General features: G+C 60.9%; 26 protein-coding genes and 1 pseudogene. 9 read left to right on the forward strand and 18 right to left on the reverse strand.

Annotation, left to right across the window (positions count from 1 at the left end; genetic code table 11):
* Nucleotides 1-9: 9 nt before the first annotated feature.
* Together L63ED372_RS10925 and L63ED372_RS10930 are read right to left on the reverse strand one after the other, a co-directional pair.
* Nucleotides 10-546 carry a TA system VapC family ribonuclease toxin gene (locus L63ED372_RS10925; protein WP_082431684.1) on the reverse strand — a complete coding sequence of 179 codons (537 nt, stop codon included), beginning with the start codon at nucleotides 544-546 and terminating at the stop codon, nucleotides 10-12.
* Complete coding sequence (locus L63ED372_RS10930; protein WP_062405985.1) at nucleotides 512-796, reverse strand: hypothetical protein; 285 nt, start codon at nucleotides 794-796, stop codon at nucleotides 512-514. The genes L63ED372_RS10925 and L63ED372_RS10930 overlap by 35 nt, the downstream gene beginning before the upstream one ends.
* A gap of 146 nt (nucleotides 797-942) precedes the next feature.
* Here L63ED372_RS10930 and L63ED372_RS10935 point away from each other — a divergent pair, with 146 nt between their 5' ends.
* Nucleotides 943-1,278: a DUF6172 family protein gene (locus L63ED372_RS10935; protein ID WP_062405986.1), complete on the forward strand. Its 336-nt coding sequence runs from the start codon at nucleotides 943-945 to the stop codon at nucleotides 1,276-1,278.
* A gap of 86 nt (nucleotides 1,279-1,364) precedes the next feature.
* On the opposite strand, the gene L63ED372_RS10940 is transcribed toward L63ED372_RS10935, so the two are convergent.
* The 11 genes from L63ED372_RS10940 to L63ED372_RS10990 form a co-directional block, all read right to left on the reverse strand.
* On the reverse strand, nucleotides 1,365-2,618 hold the full coding sequence (locus tag L63ED372_RS10940; RefSeq protein WP_062405987.1) for a DEAD/DEAH box helicase: 1,254 nt from the start codon (nucleotides 2,616-2,618) through the stop codon (nucleotides 1,365-1,367).
* Between the two features lie 23 nt (nucleotides 2,619-2,641).
* Entirely contained in the window at nucleotides 2,642-4,228 is a 1,587-nt protein-coding gene (purH, locus tag L63ED372_RS10945; protein ID WP_062405988.1) for a bifunctional phosphoribosylaminoimidazolecarboxamide formyltransferase/IMP cyclohydrolase, read from the reverse strand.
* Nucleotides 4,229-4,328: 100 nt separating this feature from the next.
* Entirely contained in the window at nucleotides 4,329-4,568 is a 240-nt protein-coding gene (locus L63ED372_RS10950; protein WP_062405989.1) for a Fis family transcriptional regulator, read from the reverse strand.
* Nucleotides 4,565-5,611, reverse strand: a complete 1,047-nt coding sequence (dusB, locus tag L63ED372_RS10955; protein ID WP_062405990.1) for a tRNA dihydrouridine synthase DusB — start codon at nucleotides 5,609-5,611, stop codon at nucleotides 4,565-4,567. The genes L63ED372_RS10950 and dusB overlap by 4 nt, the downstream gene beginning before the upstream one ends.
* Nucleotides 5,612-5,794: 183 nt before the next feature.
* A complete protein-coding gene (locus L63ED372_RS10960; RefSeq protein WP_062407971.1) occupies nucleotides 5,795-6,775 on the reverse strand; it encodes a D-2-hydroxyacid dehydrogenase in 981 nt (326 codons plus the stop codon).
* Nucleotides 6,776-6,824: 49 nt separating this feature from the next.
* Nucleotides 6,825-7,799: a Bug family tripartite tricarboxylate transporter substrate binding protein gene (locus L63ED372_RS10965; RefSeq protein WP_062405991.1), complete on the reverse strand. Its 975-nt coding sequence runs from the start codon at nucleotides 7,797-7,799 to the stop codon at nucleotides 6,825-6,827.
* 35 nt (nucleotides 7,800-7,834) lie between these two features.
* On the reverse strand, nucleotides 7,835-8,623 hold the full coding sequence (locus tag L63ED372_RS10970) for a class II aldolase/adducin family protein (protein WP_062405992.1): 789 nt from the start codon (nucleotides 8,621-8,623) through the stop codon (nucleotides 7,835-7,837).
* A 15-nt stretch (nucleotides 8,624-8,638) separates the two neighbouring features.
* The gene (locus L63ED372_RS10975; RefSeq protein WP_062405993.1) at nucleotides 8,639-9,610 is read right to left on the reverse strand and encodes a Bug family tripartite tricarboxylate transporter substrate binding protein; all 972 of its coding nucleotides are present in this window, start codon (nucleotides 9,608-9,610) and stop codon (nucleotides 8,639-8,641) included.
* 36 nt (nucleotides 9,611-9,646) lie between these two features.
* Entirely contained in the window at nucleotides 9,647-10,630 is a 984-nt protein-coding gene (locus tag L63ED372_RS10980) for a zinc-binding dehydrogenase (RefSeq protein ID WP_231624483.1), read from the reverse strand.
* An 8-nt stretch (nucleotides 10,631-10,638) separates the two neighbouring features.
* Entirely contained in the window at nucleotides 10,639-11,448 is an 810-nt protein-coding gene (locus L63ED372_RS10985) for an enoyl-CoA hydratase (RefSeq protein ID WP_062405995.1), read from the reverse strand.
* A complete protein-coding gene (locus tag L63ED372_RS10990) occupies nucleotides 11,449-12,639 on the reverse strand; it encodes a CaiB/BaiF CoA transferase family protein (protein ID WP_062405996.1) in 1,191 nt (396 codons plus the stop codon).
* 189 nt (nucleotides 12,640-12,828) lie between these two features.
* Between L63ED372_RS10990 and L63ED372_RS10995 the strand changes: the two genes are divergently transcribed.
* The 3 genes from L63ED372_RS10995 to L63ED372_RS11005 all read left to right on the forward strand — a co-directional run bounded on the left by L63ED372_RS10995 (nucleotide 12,829) and on the right by L63ED372_RS11005 (nucleotide 15,073).
* Nucleotides 12,829-13,506, forward strand: a complete 678-nt coding sequence (locus L63ED372_RS10995; RefSeq protein WP_062405997.1) for a GntR family transcriptional regulator — start codon at nucleotides 12,829-12,831, stop codon at nucleotides 13,504-13,506.
* 143 nt (nucleotides 13,507-13,649) lie between these two features.
* Nucleotides 13,650-14,123, forward strand: a complete 474-nt coding sequence (locus tag L63ED372_RS11000; protein ID WP_062407973.1) for a YqaA family protein — start codon at nucleotides 13,650-13,652, stop codon at nucleotides 14,121-14,123.
* 2 nt (nucleotides 14,124-14,125) lie between these two features.
* The gene (locus L63ED372_RS11005; protein ID WP_062407975.1) at nucleotides 14,126-15,073 is read left to right on the forward strand and encodes an alpha/beta fold hydrolase; all 948 of its coding nucleotides are present in this window, start codon (nucleotides 14,126-14,128) and stop codon (nucleotides 15,071-15,073) included.
* Nucleotides 15,074-15,138: 65 nt separating this feature from the next.
* On the opposite strand, the gene ychF is transcribed toward L63ED372_RS11005, so the two are convergent.
* The gene (gene ychF / locus L63ED372_RS11010; RefSeq protein ID WP_062405998.1) at nucleotides 15,139-16,230 is read right to left on the reverse strand and encodes a redox-regulated ATPase YchF; all 1,092 of its coding nucleotides are present in this window, start codon (nucleotides 16,228-16,230) and stop codon (nucleotides 15,139-15,141) included.
* A gap of 134 nt (nucleotides 16,231-16,364) precedes the next feature.
* On the opposite strand from ychF, the gene L63ED372_RS11015 reads away from it, so the two are divergent.
* The 4 genes from L63ED372_RS11015 to L63ED372_RS11030 are packed head-to-tail and all read left to right on the forward strand — an operon-like array spanning nucleotide 16,365 to nucleotide 20,556.
* Nucleotides 16,365-17,546: an FAD-dependent monooxygenase gene (locus L63ED372_RS11015; RefSeq protein WP_062405999.1), complete on the forward strand. Its 1,182-nt coding sequence runs from the start codon at nucleotides 16,365-16,367 to the stop codon at nucleotides 17,544-17,546.
* 32 nt (nucleotides 17,547-17,578) lie between these two features.
* Complete coding sequence (locus tag L63ED372_RS11020) at nucleotides 17,579-18,295, forward strand: DsbC family protein (RefSeq protein WP_062406000.1); 717 nt, start codon at nucleotides 17,579-17,581, stop codon at nucleotides 18,293-18,295.
* A gap of 20 nt (nucleotides 18,296-18,315) precedes the next feature.
* Nucleotides 18,316-18,759 carry a DUF3429 domain-containing protein gene (locus L63ED372_RS11025; protein WP_156343620.1) on the forward strand — a complete coding sequence of 148 codons (444 nt, stop codon included), beginning with the start codon at nucleotides 18,316-18,318 and terminating at the stop codon, nucleotides 18,757-18,759.
* Between the two features lie 12 nt (nucleotides 18,760-18,771).
* On the forward strand, nucleotides 18,772-20,556 hold the full coding sequence (locus tag L63ED372_RS11030; protein ID WP_062406002.1) for a M61 family metallopeptidase: 1,785 nt from the start codon (nucleotides 18,772-18,774) through the stop codon (nucleotides 20,554-20,556).
* Between the two features lies 1 nt (nucleotide 20,557).
* Here the strand turns inward: L63ED372_RS11030 and paaK are convergent, their stop codons facing one another.
* The 3 genes from paaK to L63ED372_RS11045 are packed head-to-tail and all read right to left on the reverse strand — an operon-like array spanning nucleotide 20,558 to nucleotide 23,154.
* Nucleotides 20,558-21,862: a phenylacetate--CoA ligase PaaK gene (gene paaK / locus L63ED372_RS11035; protein WP_062406003.1), complete on the reverse strand. Its 1,305-nt coding sequence runs from the start codon at nucleotides 21,860-21,862 to the stop codon at nucleotides 20,558-20,560.
* A 60-nt stretch (nucleotides 21,863-21,922) separates the two neighbouring features.
* Nucleotides 21,923-22,357 (reverse strand): hydroxyphenylacetyl-CoA thioesterase PaaI, encoded by a 435-nt coding sequence (gene paaI / locus L63ED372_RS11040; protein ID WP_082431685.1) that lies wholly within the window; start codon nucleotides 22,355-22,357, stop codon nucleotides 21,923-21,925.
* On the reverse strand, nucleotides 22,354-23,154 hold the full coding sequence (locus L63ED372_RS11045) for an enoyl-CoA hydratase-related protein (RefSeq protein ID WP_062406005.1): 801 nt from the start codon (nucleotides 23,152-23,154) through the stop codon (nucleotides 22,354-22,356). The genes paaI and L63ED372_RS11045 overlap by 4 nt, the downstream gene beginning before the upstream one ends.
* 174 nt (nucleotides 23,155-23,328) lie before the next feature.
* Between L63ED372_RS11045 and L63ED372_RS11050 the strand changes: the two are divergent.
* A pseudogene (locus tag L63ED372_RS11050) lies at nucleotides 23,329-24,107 on the forward strand (enoyl-CoA hydratase).
* Nucleotides 24,108-24,143: 36 nt separating this feature from the next.
* Here L63ED372_RS11050 and L63ED372_RS11055 read toward each other — a convergent pair.
* Nucleotides 24,144-25,034 (reverse strand): formate dehydrogenase accessory sulfurtransferase FdhD, encoded by an 891-nt coding sequence (locus tag L63ED372_RS11055; protein ID WP_062406006.1) that lies wholly within the window; start codon nucleotides 25,032-25,034, stop codon nucleotides 24,144-24,146.
* Between the last annotated feature and the right edge of the window lie 12 nt (nucleotides 25,035-25,046).

The raw sequence follows: 25,046 nt of genomic DNA on the forward strand, positions 1-25,046 counted from the left end.
TGAAAGGGCTCAGGGCGCGGGGCCCGGGTTGGTTTGGGAGCTAGCGTCTGTGGGCAACACCAGGCAGCGCGTTAGCCCGAAACGCTCAAAGTCGCGGTCGAACGTGACCATGCGCAGGCCTGCGCTTTGGGCTGTGGCCGCCAGGCACATGTCGGTCCACAAACGAATGGGCTGAGGCTCTCCGCGACGCCCCAAAAGCTGCTCTATCGCGTCATCCAAGCTGGGAGGATCGGCCAACAAACCCACTGCGGGCGTGTTCAACCATTGGCGGTACATGGCCATGGCTTGGTTCAAAGTCAAGACATTGGGACCCATCGCCCGGGGCTGTGACAGCACACGCACCAAACCCATCATGGTGGTTCGACAAAACCACAAAGGTGTTTCGGTTTCGCATGCCGATTGCCAATAGCGCATGGCTGGATCGTGAAACGGGTGCGCGGCGCTGCACAAGCCCACCCACACATTGACATCGAGCAAATCGCCCGAAACCAAGCGCCAGTGGGCTGCGGGCTCAGCCACGCCCCAAGAGCTTGATGGTTCGCTCATCGTCTTCCTCGTTGATCAACGCATAGAGATCGGCATTGGTCATGTGGCTCACCGGCAGAGCCATAGGGCCTTGGCTTGGAATCACCGGGGGGCGAGCCAAAAACCGCTTTTGCGGGTCCACCACCTCGCGGGCGGTCAAACCCCGTTCCACCAGCTCAATGACCAAATCACGCAGGGTCCGGCCCTCTTGCGCGGCCCGGGTTTTGAGATGCTTGAACAGCGCATCAGGGAAATCAAGTGAGGTTCGCATGTTTGCATTTTTGCATGAATGCATCAAAATGCGCAAGCCATCTTGATGTACACCACCGTGTTGCCCCGGTCGCCCCATCAAACCAGCGATAATTCGCCCCTGCATTCACGTCCAGACTGGGCGCTTGCCCATCCCTTAGGACCCCCATGAAAAAGAATTTCCCCCTGCAAGCCGAAGGCAAGCACCCCGACCGTGTGCTCGAAGCCGTCAAACACGAGATCCGCAAATACTTCAAGCGCGAGCGCAACCGTGACGTTCCCAAAGGCGTGGACTTTTGGGACTTTGACTGCAAGGTGGGGCTGAGTGCCGACATCGCCGAAGTGGTGCGGGTGAGCGCCGTGATCGAAGCCGTGGACGCTGCGGCCAAAACGGGCGCTACTTCTGTGTATGTGGAGATTTTGAGCAAGCACGGCGTGCGCGTGATCAAGGCGCCAAGCCAGCAAGCCGATGAAGACCACTTGGACGGCCTGAAAAACGCCTGATTTTGAGGACCTTCGTCCTCCTTAGTCTGAAAAGTCGATGCCCGAAGCCATCGGGGATCACGCCTACCGACCAGCGCAAGAGCGCATTACGGCTGTTGATTCGAGCCCGCAGCCGCAGCTGCCCGCAACTTGTCCTTCTTGCTCAAACGTGAACCCTTGATGCCGCCATTGCCAGGCGATGGCGGTGGCGGGGTTTCGGTTTGCTCAAAGCCTGGCACTTGCTCTAAAGCGAGTTCCAGGCTTTCGCGTTTCTGGATCAGCTTCCAATGCGCCAGCGCTGCGGCGGTGACAAAGCTCACCGCGTCGCCATGCGCACCCGCCCTGCCCGTGCGGCCAATGCGGTGGGTGTAGTCGGTGGCCGAGCGCGGCAGGTCGTAGTTGACGACCACGGGCAGCATGGCGATGTCGATGCCGCGTGAGGCCAGGTCGGTGGTGACCACCACGTCCCAGCGTCCGGCTTTGAATTCGCTGAGCACTTCCTGGCGTGCGCCTTGGCTCATCTCGCCATGGAAAGGCGTAGCAAAAACACCCGCTTTGTAGAGCTTGTTGGCCACATGCTCACAGGCGTAACGCGTGGCCACAAAGACCAGCACCTGCTTCCAGCCGTTTTTCTGGATCAAGTGGCGCAGCAGCGCTGTACGGCTTTTCTCGTCGACGGCGATGGCGCGTTGGGTGATGTCGGGTTTGTGGCCTTCAAAAGCCTCCACCGTGATGCGCACCGGATCACGCAGCAACTTGGCCGCCAGCGCTTCCACCTCAGGCGCAAACGTGGCCGAAAACAACAAGGTTTGACGTTTTGCGGGCAGCAGCGCCAAAACGCGCTGAAGCTCATCGGCAAAGCCCAAGTCGAGCAGGCGGTCGGCTTCGTCCAACACCAAGTGCTGCACATCGGCCAGGCGCACGGCGTTCTGGTCAATCAAATCGAGCAAGCGGCCGGGTGTGGCCACCACAATGTCGGCCCCGCCGCGCAGCGCCATCATTTGCGGGTTGACCGACACGCCACCAAACACCGTGTTCACCTTGAGTGACTGCGGCAGCTTGTAGGCCAGGTTGGCCAGCACATCGCTCACTTGCACCGCCAGCTCGCGTGTGGGCACCAGCACCAGCACGCGCACAGGACGGCGAAAGTTGGTTTGGCGCGGCGCAGCCAGCAGGTGCTGCAACAGCGGCAGCGCAAAGGCCAGCGTCTTGCCCGAGCCGGTGGGCGCGGTGGCCCATACGTCGGCCAATTTCAAGGCAGATGGAATCGCCTCGGCTTGGATGGGGGTGGGGGCGTACAAGCCCATGTCACCCACAGCACGCAAAAGCGCGGGGGTCAGGCCGAGTGGGTCAAAGTTCAAAACAGTCCGATCAGTGGCGCGAATCAATGGCGGAAGTGCCGCACACCCGTGAACACCATCGCCACGCCGTGCTCGTTGGCGGCATCGATGACTTCTTGGTCACGCATAGATCCACCGGGCTGGGCCACGCAGGTCGCGCCTGCGTCCACCACCACATCGAGGCCATCGCGGAAGGGGAAGAAGGCATCACTCGCCACCACGGTGCCCTGCAGGCTGAGCTTGGCCGCTTCGGCCTTGATGCTGGCGATGCGGGCGGAGTCGAGGCGGCTCATTTGGCCTGCGCCCACGCCCATGGTCATGCCGTTTTTGCAGAACACGATGGCGTTGGATTTGACGAACTTGGCCACTTTCCAGGCGAACAACAAATCGTTGAGTTCTTCAGGGGTGGGTTGTTTGATGGTGACGATCTTCATGTCGGCCAAAGCCAACTCGTGGTTGTCGGCGCTTTGCAGCAAGAGACCTGAGCCCACGCGCTTGGTTTCCAAAGCGTTGCGCACGTCGCCATAGCTGGCAGGCAGTGCGATTTTCATCAAGCGCACATTCACTTTGCTCTTGAAAATTTCCAGGGCTTCGGCGCTGAAGTCGGGGGCCATCAGCACTTCAACGAATTGCTTGCTCACCGCCTCGGCAGCGGCTTTGTCAACGGGTCGGTTAAAGGCGATGATGCCGCCAAAGGCGCTGGTGGGGTCGGTTTGGAAGGCTTTGCTGTAGGCCTCGAGTGCGCTCGCGCCCACGGCCACACCGCAGGGGTTGGCGTGTTTGACGATGACACACGCGGTGGCCTCGAAGCTCTTCACGCATTCCCATGCAGCGTCTGCATCGGCGATGTTGTTGTAGCTGAGTTCTTTGCCTTGCAATTGCACGCCAGTGGCCAGCGAGCCCGCAGCGGGTGCCAAGTCGCGGTACCAAGCGGCTTGCTGGTGGCTGTTTTCACCGTAGCGCAGGTCTTGCACTTTGACGTATTGCTCGTTGAATTGGCCTGAGAACTGGGCCCGTTCGGGAACGTAGTCTTCACTCAGCTTCTCGGCTTCAAAGTTCACGCTGGAGAGGTAGTTGCTGATCGCGCCGTCGTATTGGCTGATGCGGTTGAACGCGGCCACGGACAAAGCGAAGCGCAGTTTGTCGCTGAGTTTTCCGTTGGCTTTCAACTCGGTCATCACAGCGGGGTATTGGCTGGCGTCGGTGACGATGCCCACGTCTTTCCAGTTCTTGGCCGCGCTGCGCACCATGGCGGGGCCACCGATGTCGATGTTCTCGATCGCGTCGGCCAGCGTGCAGCCTGGCTTGGCCACGGTGGCTTCAAACGGGTAGAGGTTGACGATCAACAGGTCGATGGTGTCGATGTGGTGTGCCTTCAAAGCCGCCATGTGCTCGGGGGTGTCGCGACGGGCTAGCAAGCCACCGTGCACTTTGGGGTGCAGGGTTTTCACACGGCCATCCAGCATTTCGGGGAAGCCTGTGACTTCGGCCACTTCGGTCACGGGCAGGCCTTGTTCGGCCAAGAGCTTGGCAGTACCGCCGGTGGAGATCAGGCCCACGCCCAGGGCGTGTAATTCTTTGGCCAGGTCGACGATGCCGGTTTTGTCAGAGACGGAGATGAGGGCTCTCATGGGGACTTTCTTCAAAATTCTGGAGGGTTCAAGGCAAGGCCGGGGTCAAGGGTTCCGGCGGGCATTCATGGACGCTTGGCGAGACCGGGCCGCATCAGCGTCATTTCAACAAATCATGTTCCAGCAATTTCTTGCGCAAGGTGTTGCGGTTCAGCCCCAACCATTCGGCTGCACGCGACTGGTTCTGACCTGACTGGGTCATCACCACGTCGAGCAGCGGCTTTTCGACCAACTTGACCAGCATGTCGTAAAGGCCGTTGGGGTCGGTGCCATCCAGGTCGCGGAAATAGATTTCCAGGTTGGCCCGGATGCAGTGTTCAATCGATTGGGGTTCGCTCATGGCGTGGTCTCTAAATCGGGGCAAACTTCAGGGTGCAGGGACTGGCGTTGGGGCAGGCGCTCCATCTGCTCGGCCAAGCCGTCCAGATAGGCGGCCACTGCGGTCAGTTGCCCGTCTGCAGTCTCGAGGGTGTTCATGTGTTCGCGAAAAGCATCTCCACCGGGCAGCGTGCGCACATACCAGCCAATGTGCTTGCGGGCCGAGCGCACCCCGGTGTATTCGCCATACAGGCCATAGTGGTCTTGCAGGTGCTCGAGCAAGGCGCGGCGCACTTCGCCCACCAGCGGCGGCGCCAGGTGTTCGCCTGTGGCCAGAAAGTGAGCGATCTCGCGAAAGATCCAGGGGCTGCCTTGCGCGGCGCGGCCAATCATGACGGCGTTGGCCCCGGTGATGCGCAGCACATCACGGGCTTTTTCGGGCGAATCGATGTCGCCATTGGCCACCACTGGGATGCGCAAAGCCGCCTTGACCGCGGCCACCGTGTCGTATTCGGCCAAGCCTTTGTAGCCTTGCTCGCGGGTACGACCGTGCACGGTGACCATTTGCACCCCCGCACTTTCGGCCGCACGGGCCAGGCTCAGGGCATTTTTTTCAGCGTCGCACCAGCCGGTGCGCATCTTCAATGTGACGGGCACACCGTGCGGCAAAGCCGCTTCGACCACCGCGCTGATGATCTCCAGCGCCAGCGGCTCGTCTTGCATCAGGGCCGAGCCCGCCCATTTGTTGCAGACTTTTTTGGCCGGGCAGCCCATATTGATGTCAATGATTTGTGCGCCCCGGTCGATGTTGTAGCGGGCGGCGTCGGCCATCATCTGTGCCTCGGTGCCGGCGATTTGCACCGCAATCGGGCCGGGCTCGCCGTCGTGGTTGGCGCGGCGCGAGGTTTTGAGCGAAGCCCACAAATCAGGGCGCGAAGTCACCATTTCGCTCACCGCATAGCCCGCACCAAACTGCCGGCACAGTTGACGAAATGGCCGGTCAGTCACCCCCGCCATGGGGGCGACAAACAAGTTGTTCGTCAAGGGATAGGGGCCTATCTGCATGACCGGAGGTGGATGTTTTTGGGGGATGGGCTGGAGGAAGAGGCACGATTGTAATTGCTTAATATTTCAGCAAATGAAAGCTGGGTATGCTAGCGTTTTGGGCGATCTTGTTCACCCGCAACTCCTGGAAGCAGAACACACCCGTGCATTGGACACGGACAAAAAGATCCGGGTCGGGTGGCTTTAAGCGACCACGTTGCGCAGCGCTTGCCCCAAGGTCCAGCACTTGAGGTTGTCCAGGAACATCTGGCTGACCCGGGCTTCATTGCCGTCCGAATGGCCCGCCGCATGGGGCGTGACCATGACCTGGGGCATGGCCCACAGGGGTGAATCGGTGGGCAAAGGTTCATGCGCGAACACATCCAAAAATGCTCCACCCAAATGCCCGCTTTGCAGGGCCGACACCAAGGCGTCCTGGTCCACCACTTCGCCCCGGGCCACGTTGATCAGGTGCGCCCCCGGTGGCAGCGCTGCCAGCACATGGGCATTGACCAACTGCCGGGTCTTGGCGGTCAGGGGGCACGCCAGAATGAGCCAATCCGTTCGGGGCAGCACGGTCGCCAGGCCTTCAAAGCTCACCTGCTCCACACCGCCCTGCCACGGGGTGCTGGGGTCTACGTTTTGGCGCACCGCCACCACCTTGAGTCCCAGCGCCATCAGCAAACTGCCCAGCTTTTGCCCGATGGGGCCCCAGCCCACGATGGTCGCGGTCTGGCCCGGCAGGTCACGCGGCATGCGTTGGCCCATCATGGGTATCCACTGACGCGCTTGTTGCTCGGCCCACAACAGGGGGAACTTTCTGGCCATGGCCAACAAGCCCGCCAAAGCCACGGTGGCCACCACCTGCGCATTGGCCCCGGAGGACGTGGAGAGCCTCACCCCTTTGGCCATCAAGTCCTGGTAAATCTGACGGTCGGCACCGGCCGAATGGATGTGCACCCATTGGAGGCCAGGCGATTGCCGCAGCAAGGTGTAGACCTGTTGCAAAGCGGGATGGATTTCGTGTTTGGTCGAGGTGCCCGTGACCTCCCGAGAGATGAAGGCCACATCGCCATCGGTGCGTTGCGCAGCCACAGCGTCTTCCAAGGCGATCAGCTCAAAAGAACGCTGGCCCATCGCCACCGAGACCGCTGGCCCCAAGCGGTCAATAGACTGCCGGGACATGAGGATGCGCAAACTGGTGTTCAAGGCGGGGTCTGAATGCTGCAATGGGTCACTCGGCTTTGGCGCCCGAGTCACGCACAATGACACGCCACTTGTCATGCTCGCGCTGCACGAATTGACCAAACTGGGCAGATGTGCCACCTGCGGGGTCTGCGCCCTGCGCGATCATTTGCTGCTCGATGGCGGGCACTTGCAAGATCTCATTGACAGCTTTGTTGACCATGCTGATCACCGCGTCTGGCGTGCCCTTGGGCGCAAAAAAGCCAAACCAAGAACCGGCCTCAAATTGCGGGAAGCCTTTTTCGACCACGGTGGGCACTTCGGGCATGGAGCGCGAGCGCTTGAGTGAACTGACCGCAATCGGTTTGAGCTTGCCTGCCGTGATGTGCGTCATGACCGAAGGGATGGTGGCAAACATGAATTGGATACGGCCTGCCAACAGGTCTTTGAGGGCGTCTGCCCCCTTGTAGGGAATGTGGGTCGCCTCAAAACCCACCCGCTTGGACAGCATGAAACTGGACAAATGGGACGAGGTGCCTATGCCGGTTGAACCGTAGTTGAGTTTGCCCGGATTGGCTTTGGCGTAGGCGATCAGTTCTTCCATGGTGTTGGCGGGCACCGAGGGGTGGATGACCAAGACGTTGGGGACATCCGCGATCTGAACAATCGGCACCAAATCGGTCAAAGGGTTATAGGGCAACTTGCCATACAGCGTGGGGTTGACGGCAATCGGACCGACCGAATTGACGATCAGGGTGTACCCGTCCGGTGCAGAGCGGACCACCAACTCGGTACCCAGGTTGCCCCCCGCACCGGGTTTGTTGTCGATGACAAAGGGTTGCTTGAGTTTTTCGGACAGCTGCTGGGTGACGGTACGCGCCAAGATGTCGGTGGTGCCCCCGGCCGTGAAGGCCACCACCACTTTGACCGGTTTTTGCGGATAAGCCTGGGCTTGCGCCCAAGAAGGCATGGCCATGGCCAAGACTGAAAGGCTGGCGGCAAGCCAAAGAGAAGGTGACGTCATGCGGGTCTTTCGGTGGGGGTGAACAAGCAAGGGGCTCAGGTTTTGTAACTCGGGTCTATCCGGTCGAGTTTGCGCAGCAAGGCGGGCCACTCCATGAGGCCATAGGGTCTGCGGGTGCTGGGCTGGTAGTTGTTCCAGGTCTCCTCCAGCACGTCGGGCGCCACTTTCACAAAAGGCGTTTGGCAGGCCATGGCCGCCAGTTGTGCACGGCATGACAACTCCAAACGGTGCATCCAGTTGAAAGCTTCGCCCACGCTGCGCCCCACCGTGAGCGCACCGTGGTTGCGCAGGATCAGGGCTTCGCCCTGCCCCAGGTCTTCGACCAAAGAGGCCTGCTCGGCCAGATCCAACACCACCCCTTGGTAATCGTGGTAGCCGATTTTCAAAAAGCGCATGGACGTTTGTGTGAGGGGCAGCAGACCACATTCGAGCGAGGACACGGCCATCGAGGCCCAGCTGTGGGTGTGGATGACGCAATCGACCTCTGGCCGGGCCGCGTGCACTGCACTGTGGATCACATAACCGGCCTTGTTGATGCCGTAGTTCAAGTCACCAAAATCGGGCTTGGACAAAATGTTGCCGTCGTGGTCGATCTTGATCAGGCTCGACGCGGTGATCTCTTCGTACATCATGCCGTAGGCGTTGATGAGGAAGGCACCGTCTTCGCCCGGCACTCGCGATGAAATGTGGTTGGCCATCATGTCGGACATGCCGTAGATGTCCACCAAGCGGTAACACGCCGCCAGATCGACACGCGCCTGCCACTCTGCGGGAGTACAGCGGGCCTGCATCGAGTCGATTTGCAAGATTCCGTTTTGAAGCATGACAGTTCCTTCTGGTCAATCCAGTTTGACACCTGCGCTCTTAACCAAATTCACCCAAAATTTGGCGTCTTCCGTCAAAAACGCCGCGAATTGATCGGGGTTAGTGGAAACCGACACATCGGTGCCTTCGCGGGCCAATGCGACTTTGACAGAGGGCTGGGCCATGGCCGATTGCGCGGCATCAAAGATGCGCTTCAACACAGCTGGCGGTGTGCCCACGGGCACAAACAAGCCATACCAAAACTCGATCGCGTACTCGGGCAGTTTGGCTTCTTGCATGCCCGGCAGACCGGGGACCAAGGGCGTGCTGGTCTTGGTGCTGACGGCCAAGCCTTTCAAGCGTCCGGCTTGGATCATGGGCAAAACTGAAGGAGGCGTGCCAAAGGTCACTTGGGTGTCTCCGGCGATCACCGACTGGATGGCAGGCGCCCCCCCACGAAACGGAATGTGCACCATGTCCACGCCGGTCAATTGGGTGAACAAGGCCGCGCCCAAATGGGGCGCAGAGCCGTTGCCCGAGGTCGCATAGTTGATCTTGCCAGGCGACTGCTTGGCACGCGCGATCAGGTCTTGCACCGAGTTGATGCCAATATTGGGGTTGACCGTGATCACCAAGGGCGAGGTGGTGACTTTGGTGATCGGCACCAAATCTTTGGGGGTGTAGTTCAACTTGGGGTTGAGGGCCGGGTTGACCGAGATACTGCTGGGGCTGGCCAACAAAACGCTGTAACCATCTGGCGCAGACTTGGCCACGTTTTCGGCTGCAATGCTGGAGCCAGCACCCGCCCTGTTTTCGACAACAACCGTTTGCCCCAAGGACTTGCCCATGGCATCGCTGATGGCGCGGGCCACATAGTCGGCAGCACCGCCGGGTGCAAAACCCACCACCAAACGAATCGGCTTGTTGGGATAGGCAGCGCCTTGGGCTTGAACGCCCATGGCCATGCAAGCAAGGACAAAGGCTGAAATCAGGTTTCTTTTGTTCATGGTCTTGTCTCCAGTGTTAAATGATTTCTGGGGGTTTCAATCCGGCTTGGCGATGCGCAAAACGATCTTGCCCGTGTGCTGGTTGCTTTCCATGTGGGCCTTGGCCTGGTCGAGTTGGTCGAAGTCAAAGACCCGATCGAGCAAGGGCTGGATGCGACCATCTGCAAAAGCCGGCAGGATTTGCGCCGCAAACTGGGCGATGCCATCGGCACGTTGGGCCGGTGTGCGATTCTTGTTGGACACCCCATACAGACACAGCCGCTTGGCGTGCAGGGCTTCCAGATCGATGGTGGCGTTGAGGGTGTTGTCCACATAGCCCACAAAACCCAAACGGCCCTGAAACGCCATGCAGCGCATGCTTTCGGCAAAGACACTGCCGCCCACGGTATTGACCACCAAGTTGGCGCCTTTTTGCTCGGTCGCTTGCAGAACGGCCTGGTGAAAATCAGCCGCGCGGGTGCACAAGCCCACATCCAACCCCAGAGGTTTGAGTTGATCGAGCTTGGCCTGCGAGCCCGAGGTGCCGATGACTTTGGCGCCCAGCACCTTGGCCATTTGCAAACTGGCCACACCCACACCCGAAGACACGCCGTTGATCAGCAACCATTGATCGGCTTTCAAGTGGCCTTGCAAAACCAAGAGGTCATAGGTCACCAAAAATGTGAGCGGAATCGATGCGGCTTGCTCAAGGGTCAAGTTGTCCGGCACGCGCATGATTTCGCGCACATCCATCAAGGCGTATTCCGAAAAAGCACCCGGGCAACGGCCCATGACACGATCGCCCACCTGCCAAGCCCCGGTCTCGCTGCCCAGCTGAACGATCTGTCCCGCGCCCTCCATGCCCGCGGGCTTGCTGCCCCCTTTGCCGTGCAGGCCGTGGCCGATGATCAATTCGCCACGGTTCAGAGCGGCGGCGTGCAACTTGACCAACACCTGACCCGCGCCGGGCACCGCCCTATCCACCTCGCGCAGCTCCATCTGGCCTTGGCCTTCGCTGATGTTCATCCAATACGATTTCATGGTGTGACTCATTCGCCTTTGAAGACGGGTTTGCGTTTTTCCATGAAGGCCTTGCGGCCTTCGGCGTAATCGGCGCTGTCAAAGCAGCCGCGGATGAGTTGGGTGCACAAGTCCAGGTCCAACTCGGGCGAGGGCTTGAGGATTTCGCGGGTGATGGCCTTGGCCGCCTGAATGGTCAGGGGGGCGTTGGCCGCCAATGCCGAGGTGTACTCGGCCAGCAACTCGGGCAAAGCCTCGGGTGCGCAGACCCGCGTGACCAAGCCCAGGCTTTGCGCCTCTTGTGCGTTGATTTTGCGGGCCGTGAAAAACAGGTCTTTGGCCGCACCGGGGCCGATCAGGTCCACCAGGTTTTTCATGGCCGAATAGCGGTAGCCCAAACCCAGGCGGGCGGCCGGCACCGAGAACACGGCGTCGCTGGCGGCGATGCGCATGTCGCAACTGATGGCCACGTTGATGCCGCCACCGATGCAAAAGCCGCGTATGCAAGCCAGTGTGGGCTTGGGAAAGTTGTAAATGCCCATGAGCGCGGTCTCGGCCATGTGCTCGTAGCGGGTCACGGCTTCACGCGCTGCACGCATGTCTTCAAACTGCGAAATGTCGGCCCCCGACACAAAGGCTTTTTCGCCCGCACCGGTGAACACCACCAAGCGCACACGGGGGTCGTGTTCGGCCTGGTTCAAGAGCACCGGCACGGCTTCCCACATGTCCACCGACAGCGCGTTGTGCCGCGCCACGTTGTTGAACTGGATGAACAGCGTGCTGCCGTCCAGCCAGGTGTTGACCCGCTCGGTGGGGGAGGTGTAGACCACTTCAGACATTCAAAACACTCCTTTGGATTTCAATGCGGCCAAGGTCTGGTCATCCAGCCCCAACTCGCCCAGAATTTCGACGCTGTGCTCGCCCCGGCGCGGCGCGGCGCGGGCGATGGTGCTGGGCGTGCGCTCCAGCTGCACCGGCTGACCCACCAAGCGCTGCGGGCCTTGGTGCACCGAGACCACGTCTTTCACCATCTTCAGGTGCTGCACTTGGGGTTCGTTGAACACCTCGTCCATGCTGTTGATCAGGCCACAGGCCACCCCGCCATCGTTCAAACGCTCAATCCAATAGGCCCGGTCCTGCTTGGCCAGGCGTTCGTTGATTTCGGCGTTCAAGGCGTCGCGGTTGACCGAACGGCTGGGCTTGTCGTGGTATCGCGGGTCGGTGACCCATTGCGGCGCTTCCAAGATGTCGCAAAAGCGCTCCCAAATCTTGGAGCCAAACACCGCGATGTTCATGTAACCGTCGCGCGCCTTGTACACCCCGGTGGGGATGCTGGTGGGGTGGAAGTTACCCGCCTGTGTGGCCACCTCTTCGTCGATCAGCCAGCGCGAGGTCTGGAAATCCATCATGTACACCATGGACTCCAAAAGCGAGGTGTGCAGCCACTGGCCTTGGCCAGACTTTTCACGCTCGAGCAAGGCCACCAAAATGCCCTGCGCTGCAAAAATGCCCGCACACAAATCGGCAATCGGAATGCCCACCCGCATCGGGCCCTGCTCGGCCAAACCGGTGACCGACATCAAGCCGCCCATGCCCTGTGCAATCTGGTCAAAGCCCGGCCTTGCGGCCAAGGGCCCGGTTTGGCCAAAACCCGAGATGCTGGCGTACACCAAACCGGAGTTGTCCTTTTTCAGGCTCTCATAGTCAATGCCCAAGCGGAACTTGACGTCGGGGCGGAAGTTCTCCACCACCACATCGGCCTTGGCGATCAACTGCTTGAGCAGCGCAATGCCTTCGGGCTCTTTGAGGTTGAGGGTGATCGAGCGCTTGTTGCGGTGCGTGTACTGGTAGTCCGAGCCCTCTTGCCCGCCCAGCGTGTCGTCGCCGCGCATGTGCTCGGGCATTTGCACCTGCACCACATCCGCGCCCCAGTCGGCCAATTGGCGGCAAGCCGTGGGGCCAGCTCTGACCTGGGTCAGATCGATCACTCTGAAACGCGAGAGTGCGGCAGAAGCAGGCTGGTGCGGCATGGGGGGGGTTCCGTGCGGTAGTGGGTCTGAAAAGGGACAGGTACAGCGACCTGTTGCGGCTTCAAAGTGTGAACTTCACAAGATGAAGTGTCAACACTTTCGAGAAATTGTTGACACATTGGCGACGGACTCGGCATGATTTGGGACAATCTCAGTTAGGATGAACACGAAGGCCCTGCACCAAAAAACATGAATGCCGTCCCCGAAAAACCCGAGCAAGGTTTGCCCGTTTTTGTGGCAGACCAGCTCAAGCAATGGATCTTCAGCGGCGAGCTCAAACCCGGAGAGCGCCTGAACGAAGCCGCCCTGGCCCTGCGCATGGGCACCAGCCGAGGTCCGGTGCGCGAGGCCATCCGCATGCTCACCGGTCTGGGGCTGGTCAAGGCGGTTGTCAACCGGGGTGTGTTTGTGCGGCAACTGTCGGTGCGCGAAATGCTGGAGCTGTATGACCTTCGGGCACTGGTCTTTGGCTTTGCCGCCGAACGCGCCACCGAACACATCGCCGAAAGCCACAAAGCAGGCTTTGAAGAACTCCTAGACGGGATGGACCGGGCCTGTGAAGCCGAAAACCCAAACCTTTATTACGAACTGAATCTGCAGTTCCATGCCCTCGTTCTGCAACTGGCCAACAACCAGCGGGCCCAGGCCGCTTACGACGACTATGTGAAGGAAATGCACCTGTTCCGGCGCGAATACTTCAACGCCCCGGGCAATATGCGCCAATCCAACGCCGAACACCGCACCCTGTACGAGGCCATTGTCAAAGGCTCCAAGGCCAAGGCCAAGTCAACGGCTGAGCGCCATGTGCTCAAGGGCCGTGAACGCCTGCTCAGCAACATCGACGCCAGCAGCCCGCTCGGGCATTGATCGACTCTGCCCCCATCTGAGCGGGCCCCTCCCCTGCTTAAGCGCTGGCACCTGGCCTGGTGTTTTGCCAAAGACACGGAGCGCCAAACTGCCCAAGCCCCCGCCCAAACAGGGCATGCACTGAGCCCAGTACACTGGGTATGATGGAAGCATGGCTCAACGAATCACTGCAATGGCTGGCCCTGCCGCAACACGGTCTGAGCACCGTGTTTGTCGTCGCCTTCGTTTCGGCCACGCTACTGCCCATGGGCTCTGAGCCTGCGGTGTTCGGCCTGGTCAAACTCAATCCTGAACTGTTCTGGCCCGCGATTTTGGTGGCCACGGCAGGCAACACTTTGGGCGGCATGGTCAGCTGGTGGATGGGCTGGGGCACACACCACGCGGTCAACAAGTGGCGCGACTCCAGCACACACATCCGCGCCCTGGCCTGGCTGGAAAAGTTGGGCCCCAAGGCCTGTTTGCTCAGCTGGTTGCCCGGCGTGGGCGATCCGCTGTGTGCGGTGGCCGGTTGGCTCAAGATGCCCTTTTGGCCTTGCACGTTCTACATGGCGATTGGCAAGTTCTTCCGCTACCTGCTCATGACCGGTGGCTTGATTTGGCTTTTTCCATCCGCATGAACATGACCAAAATCCTTTTGGCGAGCCTCTTGCTGCTCCTCCTGATCGTGGGGGTCGTGATCGGCCTGGCTTGGGCACCCGATCGGCCTGTGGACAACTTAAAAACACGTTGGGCTGCTGCGCCCTCACGGTTCATCGAACTACAAGGGATGCAGGTGCACCTGCGCGACGAGGGCCCCCGGGACGACCCCGAGCCCATCGTGCTGATCCACGGCACCTCGGCCAGTCTGCACACCTGGGATGGATGGACCGCCGCGCTCAAGGACCAGCGCCGCGTCATCCGCATGGATCTGCCCGGATTCGGTCTCACCGGACCCGCCCCTGATGGCGACTATCGGATGGAACGCTATGCCGACTTCATCGTGGCGCTGATGGACCAACTGGGCGTTCGCCAAGCCGTCCTGGCTGGCAACTCACTGGGCGGCGGCATTGCCTTGCGCACCGCCGTGCAACACCCCGACCGCGTCAGCCGCCTGGTGCTGGTGGATGCCAGTGGTTACCCCTTGCAATCCACCTCGGTGCCCTTGGGCTTTCGGCTCGCGCAGATCGATGGGCTCAAGCCTGTGATGAGCCGACTCTTGCCACGAAGCATGATTGAAGCCAGCGTGCGCAATGTGTATGCCAACCCGGACGAGGTCACACCCGAACTGGTGGACCGTTATTACGAACTGACTCTGCGTGCGGGCAACCGTGAGAGCCTCACCCAGCGCATGAAACTGCGCGAAACCGATGCCTTGTCCGCCGGGCTGATTTCCAGCATCCGGCAACCCACCCTGATCCTGTGGGGTGCACAAGACAGGCTCATCACCGAGCCCTCTGGCCAACGCTTTCACCAAGACATCCCGGGCAGCCACTATGTGGTGTTCGAGGGTCTGGGCCATGTGCCCCAAGAAGAAGATCCAGAGCGCAGCGTGGCGCCGGTGCTGAAATTTCTGGCGCTCAAGCCCTGAGCAGGCACCCTGTTCAACAAAAAACCGCGCCATGGCGCGGTTTTTTGTTGGCGGCCATGAACAGGTCAGGAGCTGAACAGGAAGTTCATCACGTCGCCGTCTTTGACGACATAGTCCTTGCCTTCCGCACGCATCTTGCCGGCGTCTTTGGCGCCTTGCTCGCCCTTGAAGGCGATGAAGTCGTCAAACGCGATGGTTTGGGCTCGGATGTAGCCCTTCTCAAAATCGGTGTGGATCACGCCCGCCGCTTGTGGTCCGGTGTCGCCCACACGGATGGTCCAGGCCCGCACTTCTTTCACACCCGCCGTGAAATAGGTTTGCAAGCCCAGCAAGCTGTAAGCCGAGCGGATCAGGCGGTTCAGACCCGGTTCGTCCTGACCGATTTCCTTCAAGAACTCCAGGCGGTCCGCGTCGTCCATCTCGGACAACTCGGCTTCGATCTTGGCGCAAATGGCCACCACGGGCGCGTTTTGCTTGGCGGCAAAGGCCTTCAGGCGATCCAGGAACGGGTTGTTCTCAAAACCGTCTTCCGACACGTTGGCCACAAACATCGCAGGCTTGGCGGTGATGAAGAAGAACTGCTTGAGTTCAATGCGCTCTTCTTTGCTGAAGTCGATGGTGCGCACCGGCTGGGTGTCGTTCAAGGCGGCCTGGCACTTTTCAAGAATCGCCATTTGTTTGACGGCTTCTTTGTCGCCAGAGCGTGCGATTTTGCTCACGCGGTGGATGGCTTTTTCAACTGCGGCCAAGTCGGCCAAGCACAGCTCGGTCTGGATGACTTCGATGTCGGCAATCGGGTCCACCTTGTTGGCGACGTGAATCACGTTGTCGTCTTCAAAGCAACGCACCACGTTGACGATGGCATCGGTCTCGCGGATGTGGGCCAAAAACTTGTTGCCCAGGCCTTCGCCCGTGCTGGCGCCGGCCACCAAGCCGGCAATGTCCACAAACTCCACAATGGCCGGCACGATGCGCTCGGGCTCAACGATCTCTGACAACTGCTGAAGACGCGGATCGGGCACCTCGACAACACCCGTGTTGGGCTCGATGGTGCAAAAGGGGTAGTTTTCAGCGGCAATGCCAGCTTTGGTCAAGGCGTTGAAAAGGGTGGATTTGCCCACATTGGGCAGACCCACGATGCCGCATTTGAGGCTCATGGAAGGCTTTCGGTGATTCGGGGGGAAGATTCGGAAATCAACCCGCGATTTTAACGGCTCAGCCCGGGGCCACCGGCCCGGCCCCAAAGTCCCCGGCGGCCCAGCGCCATGGGCCGCCTCCTTACAATGCGGGCATGGCTCTTCCCCCTGACATTTGCATCCGTGGCGCTGGCATCGTGGGCCGCACCTTGGCTTTGCTGCTAGCCCGCGAGCGGCTGAACGTGGCCTTGGTCGACGTCCCTGCCCCCACGGCCACCCCTGACGTGCGTGCTTATTCACTCAACGGCGCGGCCAAGGCCTTGTTGCAAGACCTGCGCTGCTGGCCCGAAGCGCCTGCCGTCACGCCCGTGCACCAGATGCAGGTGTGGGGTGACGATGGTGGACAGCTCCACTTTGGCGCGGGTGACCATGGTGTGGGCGAACTCAATTGGATGGTGGACGTGCCGGTGCTGCAAGATCGCCTGGCCCAGGCCGTGCAGTTTCAGCCCCAGATTCAAGTGGTGCAGGCCCCCGTAGCCGCACCGCTCACGGTGGTGTGTGAAGGCCGCGCCAGCCAGACGCGGGCCGAGCTGGGCGTGGGCTTTGACATCACGCATTACGAACAACACGCTCTGGCCACCCGCCTGCTGTGCGAGCGGGCGCACGAAGGCATTGCCCGGCAATGGTTTGGCTGGAGCCACGCGCCCGGTCTGTCGCAGCCCCAAGCCGAAGTGCTGGCCCTGCTGCCCCTAGGCGGCGAAGGCGGGCGCGAGGTGGCGCTGGTGTGGTCGGTGCACCCGCTGCGGGCGCAAGAGCTCATGGGCCTGAGCGCCGAAGACTTTGCTGCAGCGCTGGCCGGGGCCTGTGGTCACGCTTTGGGCGGCATGCAGCTGTCGGCCGAGCGTGCGGTGTGGCCGCTGCAACTGGCCCGGGCTGAGCGCTGGATCGGCCCCATGCCGGGCCAAAACAAACAAGCCTTTGCATTGGCCGGTGACGCGGCCCATGCCCTGCACCCGCTGGCCGGTCAGGGCCTGAACGTGGGCCTGGGCGATGCGGCCGAGCTGGTGCGCGTGATCCGCGCCAAGGAATTTTGGCGGCCCCTCTACGACCCCAAACTGCTGCGCCGCTACGAACGTGCACGCCAAGCCGATGTGCAAGCCATGGGCCTGGTGACCGATGGCCTGCAGCGCTTGTTTGCTCAACCCGGACCGGTGTGGCAAAACTTGCGCAACTGGGGCATGCGCGGCTTTGACCGCAGCGGCCCGCTCAAACACTGGATGACACAACGCGCCATGGGCCAAAGTGCCCCGGCCGCCTCAACCAAGGCCACCCGCTGATCCGTCCTTTTTTTTCCCCGAAAGTCCTCTCCATGAAGTTCCTTCTCTCCAAACTGGCGCTGATCGTGGCCACCACGGCCCTGTCGCTGGGCAGCGTGATGGCCCAGGAAGCGGCCATCCGCAAAAACCTGAGCGAACGCTTGCCCAACCTGCCCAAGATCGACGAGGTGAGCAAGACCCCGATGAACGGGTTGTTCGAGATCCGCATGGGCAACGAGGTGATGTACAGCGATGCCACGGGCAACTTCCTGATTCAAGGCGCACTGATCGACGTCAAACAAAAGCGCAACCTGACCGAAGAGCGCATGGACAAACTCTCGGCCATCCCCTTTGACCAGTTGCCCATGAAGACCGCCTTCACCCAGGTGCGCGGCGACGGCAAACGCAAACTGGCCGTGTTTGCCGACCCCAACTGCGGTTATTGCAAGCGTTTCGAAAAAGACCTGCAAAAACTGGACAACGTGACCATCTACCACTTCCTCTACCCCGTGCTGGGCGAGGACTCCAAGAACAAGTCCAAAAACATCTGGTGCGCCAAAGACAAGGCCAAGGTCTGGAACGACTGGATGATCAACGGCACGCTGCCCCCTGCCGCCAACTGCGACGCCTCGGCGGTGGACACCATCGTGGCCTTTGGCCAGAAAAACCGCATCACCGGCACCCCTCTGCTCTTGTTTGCCGATGGCTCTCGTGTGCCCGGTGCCGTGCCCATGGCGCAAGTTGAAAAAATGCTCGCCGAGATCAAATGACAATCCCACAGAACCTCCCCATGACCGAAGACCCGACCTGGCGACTGATCCGTCGCCTGGGCTACGCCGGGCTGATTCCTTTTGTGTTTTTGGCCCTGTGCCTGTGGCTGGTGGGCCCCGAGCTGCACCCCTATGTGGCCCTGTCCATGCAAAGCTATGGCGCGGTGATCGTGTCGTTTCTGGGTGGTATCCACTGGGGTGTGGGTTTTCGCAATGCCTTGATCAGTCCCAACGCACCGCGCATCCACTTCACCTGGGGCGTGGCACCCTCTTTGCTGGCCTGGGTGGGCGTGATGATGCCCGCCTTCGCGGGCTTGCCCCTGCTGGGCTTTGTGCTGATCGGCTGCTATGTGATGGACCGCCGCACCTGGCCCGCCGCGGGCCTGGCCCCCTGGCTGCCCATGCGCCTGCAATTGACCACCGTGGCCAGCTTGAGCTGCTTTTTGGCCGCAGGTGCAACCTGAGTCACAACACACATGACCGCCATCCACTACACCATTGAAGCCGCTGACCTGCATGCCCACCTGTTTCGGGTCACGATCACTGTCGCGCAACCCGCAGCGCAGCAAACCGTGTCGCTGCCGGTGTGGATTCCGGGCAGTTATTTGGTACGCGAGTTTTCCAAAAACCTGCAAAACCTGAGCGCCAAACAAGGCCGACGCAGCCTGCCCACCCAGCAGCAAGACAAATGCAGCTGGACGATCGCGTGCAAGAGTGATCAGCCCCTGGTGCTGAGTTACGAGGTCTATGCCTTTGACAATTCGGTGCGCACCGCCTGGCTGGACAGCCAACGCGGTTTCTTCAATGGCACCAGCCTGTGCCTGCGGGTGCACGGACAAGAACAGGCGCCACACCAGTTGCAGCTGCCACCTGTCAAAAGCCAGCCCACCTGGCAGGCCGCCACAGGCCTCACACCCATCAAAACCAACAAAAAAGGCTTTGGCCTGTACCAAGCCGCCCACTACGACGAGCTGGTCGATTGCCCGGTGGAGCTGGGCCCGTTTTGGAGTGGCAGCTTCAACGCCTGCGGCGTGCCGCATCGCTTTGTGGTGGCCGGAGCCCTGCCCTCTTTTGACGGCGAACGCCTGCTGGCCGACACACAAAAGATCTGCGAGGCCGCCATCCACTTTTGGCACGGGCCAGGCAAAGCTGCAGGCAAAAAAGCGCCGCACAAAAACTACCTGTTCATGCTCAACGCAGTACACGACGGCTATGGCGGGCTGGAGCACCGAAACAGCACAGCGTTGATTTGCAAACGCGATGATTTGCCGCGCCACAACAGCCTGTCTGCCAGCCCCCGAAAATCAGAGGGCTACACCACACTGCTGGGCCTGATCAGCCACGAATACTTCCACACCTGGAACGTCAAGCAGCTGCGCCCCGATGCCTTTGCCCGCTACGACTACAGCCAGGAAAACTACACGCAGTTGCTGTGGTTCTTTGAAGGCTTCACCAGCTATTACGACGACATCTTGCTGCGCCGTGCAGGGCTGATCGACGACGCCACTTACATCGAGCTGGTGGGCAAAACCATCGCACAAGTGCAGCAAACACCCGGGCGCCATGTGCAAAGCGTGGCGCAGGCGAGCTTCGACGCCTGGGTCAAGTACTACCGCCAAGACGAGAACACCGCCAACGCCACTGTGAGTTACTACACCAAGGGCTCGCTCGTGGCTTTGTGCTTGGACCTGACGCTGCGCCGCGAATTCAAAACCGAGGGCCACACGCTTGACACCGTGATGCGCGGCCTTTGGAAGCGCTGCAAGGCTGGCCCCATGCGCGAGCAGGACCTGCTGGACGAATTGCGCGCCGTGACCGGCCGCAGTTGGGCGGGCGAGATCCAGCGCTGGGCGCACAGCACACAAGAGCTGCCGCTGCGCGAGCTGCTCACGGCGCATGGCATCACGGTGGAGGCGGAGACCTCGGCCATGGCGCAGCGCCTGGGCCTGCGCGTGAGCGAGGCTGTTGGGAGTGTGCAGGTCAAAGTGGTGCTGCGCGGCAGCGCCGCCGAAGCGGCGGGCCTGGCTGCTGGCGACGAATGGCTGGGTTTGGATGTGGGTGCCAAAGGCCGAGGCGGCAGCTGGCGTCTGGGCAAGCTCGACGAACTGCCCGCCTTGCTGGGCAAAGAGCGCCAATTGACAGCGCTCGTCTCGCGTGACAAACGGCTGCTGCGCTTACCGCTCACGGTGCCTGCGCAAGCAAGCCACTGGCTGCTGCGCGTGCCCAAGGAACGCGCGGCCCATCAGTGGCCTGCGGCCTGATTCACTTGCCGCGCAAGTCCACCACGCGTTTGGCCTTGCCCTGGCTGCGCTCGACGCCGCCTTCGGGCTTGAGCTCGATGGCCACACTCGATCCAATGTAGACCTTGATCTCGTGCTGCAGCTGCTTGGCGGCCGCACGGGCTTCGAGGCTTTCGGGGGACACGCCGGGCTTGGTCTCGATCAGCACTTTGAGGTCGTCCATCGGGCCTTCGCGGGTCAGCACGCACTGGTAGTGCGGGGCCAGCTCAGCGCGTTTGAGGATCAGCTCTTCGATCTGGCTGGGGAACACGTTCACACCGCGGATGATCATCATGTCGTCGCTGCGGCCCGTGACCTTTTCCATGCGGCGCATGCTCGGGCGTGCCGTGCCCGGCAACAAGCGCGTGAGGTCGCGCGTGCGGTAACGGATGATGGGCAGCGCTTCTTTGGTGAGGCTGGTGAAGACCAGCTCGCCCATCTCGCCGTCGGCCACTGACTCGCCGGTTTCGGGGTGGATGATCTCGGGGTAAAAATGGTCTTCCCAGATGGTCGGGCCGTCTTTGGTGTCGATGCACTCGCTGGCCACACCGGGCCCCATCACTTCGGACAGGCCGTAAATGTCGACGGCGTCAATGTTCATGCGCTTTTCGATCGCGGAGCGCATGTCGTTGGTCCAGGGCTCGGCACCGAAGATGCCGATGCGCAGTGAACTGGTTTTGGGGTCGATGCCTTGGCGCTCAAATTCATCGGCAATGGCCAGCATGTAGCTGGGCGTGACCATGATGATATTGGACTTGAAATCCTGAATCAGCTGCACTTGACGCTCTGTCTGACCACCACCAAAAGGCACCACCGTCAGGCCCAGTTTTTCGGCGCCGTAGTGCGCACCCATACCGCCAGTGAACAAGCCGTAGCCGTAGCTGATGTGCACCATGTCACCCGGCTTGGCGCCGCCTGCGCGGATGCTGCGAGCCACCACAGTCGACCAGGTGTCGATGTCTTTGAGGGTGTAGCCCACCACCGTGGGTTTGCCGGTGGTGCCGCTGGAGGCGTGGATGCGGGCGCATTGCTCGCGCGGCACGGCGAACATGCCAAAGGGGTAACTGTCGCGCAGGTCCGACTTGGTGGTGAAGGGGAACTTAGCGATGTCGGCCAGCGTCTTGCAATCGTCCGGGTGCACGCCTGCCGCATCGAACTTGGCGCGGTACACAGGCGAGTTGGCATAGGCGTGCTGCAGGGTTTGCTGCAGGCGCTTGAGCTGCAGGCTGCGCATTTCGTCGATGCTGGCCTTTTCAATCGGCTCCAGGGGGAAGGCTTTTTGGCTCATTCAAAACTCCACTTGATCAGCTTGGGACAGGGCTGAAGACCTGTCCCCCCATTCATTGATTTATTCCGGCACCACGGTGCCCGCAATTTGTGCACTCTTGCCGCGGAACATGGCGATCACTTCACCGTTCTGGTTGGTGACTCTCATGTCGTAGATGCCATGGCGTCCGCTCAGGGTCTGCTCGAGGCCTTCGCAGGTCAGCACATCACCCAACTTACCGGGCTTCAGAAACTCGATGCTGCAACCCGCGGCCACCGCATTCTTGTTGTAGCTGTTGCAGGCAAAAGCAAACGTCGAATCAGCCAGCGTGAAGATGAAGCCGCCGTGGCAAATTTGGTGACCGTTCAGGTGCAGCGCCTTCACCGTCATGCGCATCAGGGCGCGACCGGGCTCGCAGGCGAGCAGTTCCATGCCCATGGTGTCTTTGGACGCCACGTCGACGGCGAACATGGTCTCGCCCACCAAACGGGCCAGTGCTTGGGGGTCGCTCATCATTCGCCTTTGAATTGGGGACTGCGTTTTTCGAGGAAGGCTTGAACGCCTTCGAAGTAATCGTGCGTGCGGCCCAGGGCCGACTGGGTGTCGCGCTCCGTGTCCAGGTGCTCGGACAGGGTTCGGGTGGTGGCCGATTGGAGCAAGGCGCGGGTGGCGACCAGGGCTTTGGTGGGCATGTTGGCCAGGCGCTCGGCCAGAGCCAAGGCGCTGGCCAGCGGGTCTTCTGCCACGTCCCAAATCATGCCCCAGTCCTTGGCCTGTTGGGCGGCCAGCTTGTCGCCCGTCATGGCCAGCGCCATGGCGCGGGCCAGGCCCAGTCTCTCGACCAGCAACCAGCTGCCTCCTGCATCGGGGATCAAACCAATTTTGCTGAACGCCTGAATGAAGCTGGCGCCCGGCGCAGCAATCGCGATGTCGCAGGCCATGACCATGGACGCGCCCGCGCCTGCGGCCACGCCATTGACAGCGGCAATGGTGGGCATGCGCAGCGACTGCAGACGCCGCGTGCTGGGGTTAAAGGCCTGGTCGATGATGGGGCCGGGGTCGGCACGTTCGACCTGGTTGGGGCCAGGGGTGAAATCAAAATCAGACAGATCGGCCCCGGCACAAAAGCCTCGGCCAGCGCCCGTGATGACGGCGGCACGGATGGCCGGATTGGCCTCGGCCTGATCGAGCACAGCCCACAGATCATGGTGCATGGCACGGGTGAAACTGTTGAGGGCTTGTGGGCGATTGAGGGTGATCAGCGCCACGGCGCCTCGCGCTTCGTACAGCACCGTTGCAGTCGATTCGGTCATTTGGGGTCTCCTGAATGCAGCACTGTACCATTAACCGACCGTACGGTTGGTGAATGTTTTCCCTAGTGTTTTACCCGTGTTGGCCCCAGCCATGCCCAGCGCCAGAGCGACAGCTTCAGCTCAGTTGGCGTGGTTATAGTCTCATATTGATTTGACCCACTGCTGGAGAAAACCTTGAGCTACGAAAACATCGAAGTCCGCACCGAAGCCGGCCAAGTTGGCATCATCACCCTCAACCGCCCCAAAGCGCTGAACGCCCTGAACGGCGCTTTGATGGACGAGTTGGGCTTGGCGCTCAAGGCTTTTGACGCCGACGAGGCCATTGGCTGCATCGTCATCACCGGCAGCGAAAAGGCTTTTGCGGCGGGTGCCGACATCTCGGCCATGGCCAAGTTCAACTTCCATGAGGTCTACAAAAACGACTTCATCACCCGCAATTGGGAAACCATCCGCAGCATCCGCAAGCCTGTGATCGCGGCGGTCAGCGGCTTTGCTCTGGGGGGGGCTGCGAGCTGGCCATGATGTGCGACTTCATCATCGCCGCCGATAACGCCAAGTTTGGTCAACCCGAAATCAAGATTGGCATCATCCCTGGTGCCGGCGGCACGCAGCGCCTGCCGCGTGCCATGGGCAAGTCCAAAGCCATGGACTTGGTGCTGACGGGCCGCATGATGGACGCCGCCGAGGCCGAGCGTGGCGGCTTGGTCAGCCGCGTGGTGCCTTTGGACAAGTTGATGGAAGAAACATTGGGCGCTGCCCTGATGATTTGTGGCTACGGCCAACTGGCGACCATGGCGGCCAAGGAAAGCGTAAACCGTGCCTTTGAAAGCGGGCTGAGTGATGGTGTGATGTTCGAGCGCCGCTTGTTCCACGGTTTGTTTGCTACTGCCGATCAAAAAGAAGGCATGGACGCGTTTTTGAACAAACGCGCACCCAAGTTCATCAACGGCTGATTGACCGGAAACGACCCGGCAAGCCGACGCTAGCGGTCAGCCGGGTGGTGTCAACAACTCAGGCTGCCAGACGAGCCGCTCTGGAGCGCTGAAGCACAAGAAGCGCTTGTTGGTGGCGCGGCCGATGGCACACAAGCCCAAGCGTTTGGCGACATCCAGGCCCATTTGGGTGATGCCGCTGCGCGACACCACCACAGGCACACCCATCTGTGCCGATTTGATGACCATCTCGCTGGTCAAGCGACCGGTGGTGTAGAACACCTTGTCTTGGGCGCTCACGTCGTGCATCCACATCCAACCCGCGATGGTGTCCACCGCGTTGTGACGGCCCACGTCTTCGACGAACTTCAACATTTCCTCGCCCTGAAACAAGGCGCAACCATGCACCGAGCCGGATGACTTGTAGGTGGTTTCTTGCAAGCGGATGGCGTTGACCAAACCATAGAGCTGGCTTTGGGTAATTTGCGCGGGTGGCAATTCGATCTCGTCGATGTGCGCCATCAAATCACCGAACACGCTGCCCTGCCCGCACCCCGTGGTCACCACACGCTCGGCGCTGCGCTCAATGACCACCTGGGCGTTGGCGCGGGTTTTGACGGCGGCCACACCGGGCACGCCCACTTCGCCTTCGCCAATCGTCCAATCTACCGTGATGGATTCGATTTGGTCCACCGAGTCGATGAGGCGCTGGTTGCGCAAGAAGCCCAGCACCAGCCACTCGGGCTCGGCACCCAACGTCATCAGGGTGACCAGCTCTTTTTTGTCCAGGTAAATCGTGAGTGCCCGTTCGGCGGGGATTTGTGTCTCGGAGACTTCACCGAATTCGTTGGTCACGGTCACGCTGCGCGTGAGGGGCGCACGCGCTCGGGTGAGGTGGGGCTTGGGCAGGGCCGAAGCGGCCTCGGGGACATTCAAAACAGCAGACATGGCTTGAGCCTA

The organism is Limnohabitans sp. 63ED37-2 (assembly GCF_001412535.1).
In the GTDB taxonomy this organism is placed as follows: Bacteria; Pseudomonadota; Gammaproteobacteria; order Burkholderiales; family Burkholderiaceae_C; genus Limnohabitans_A.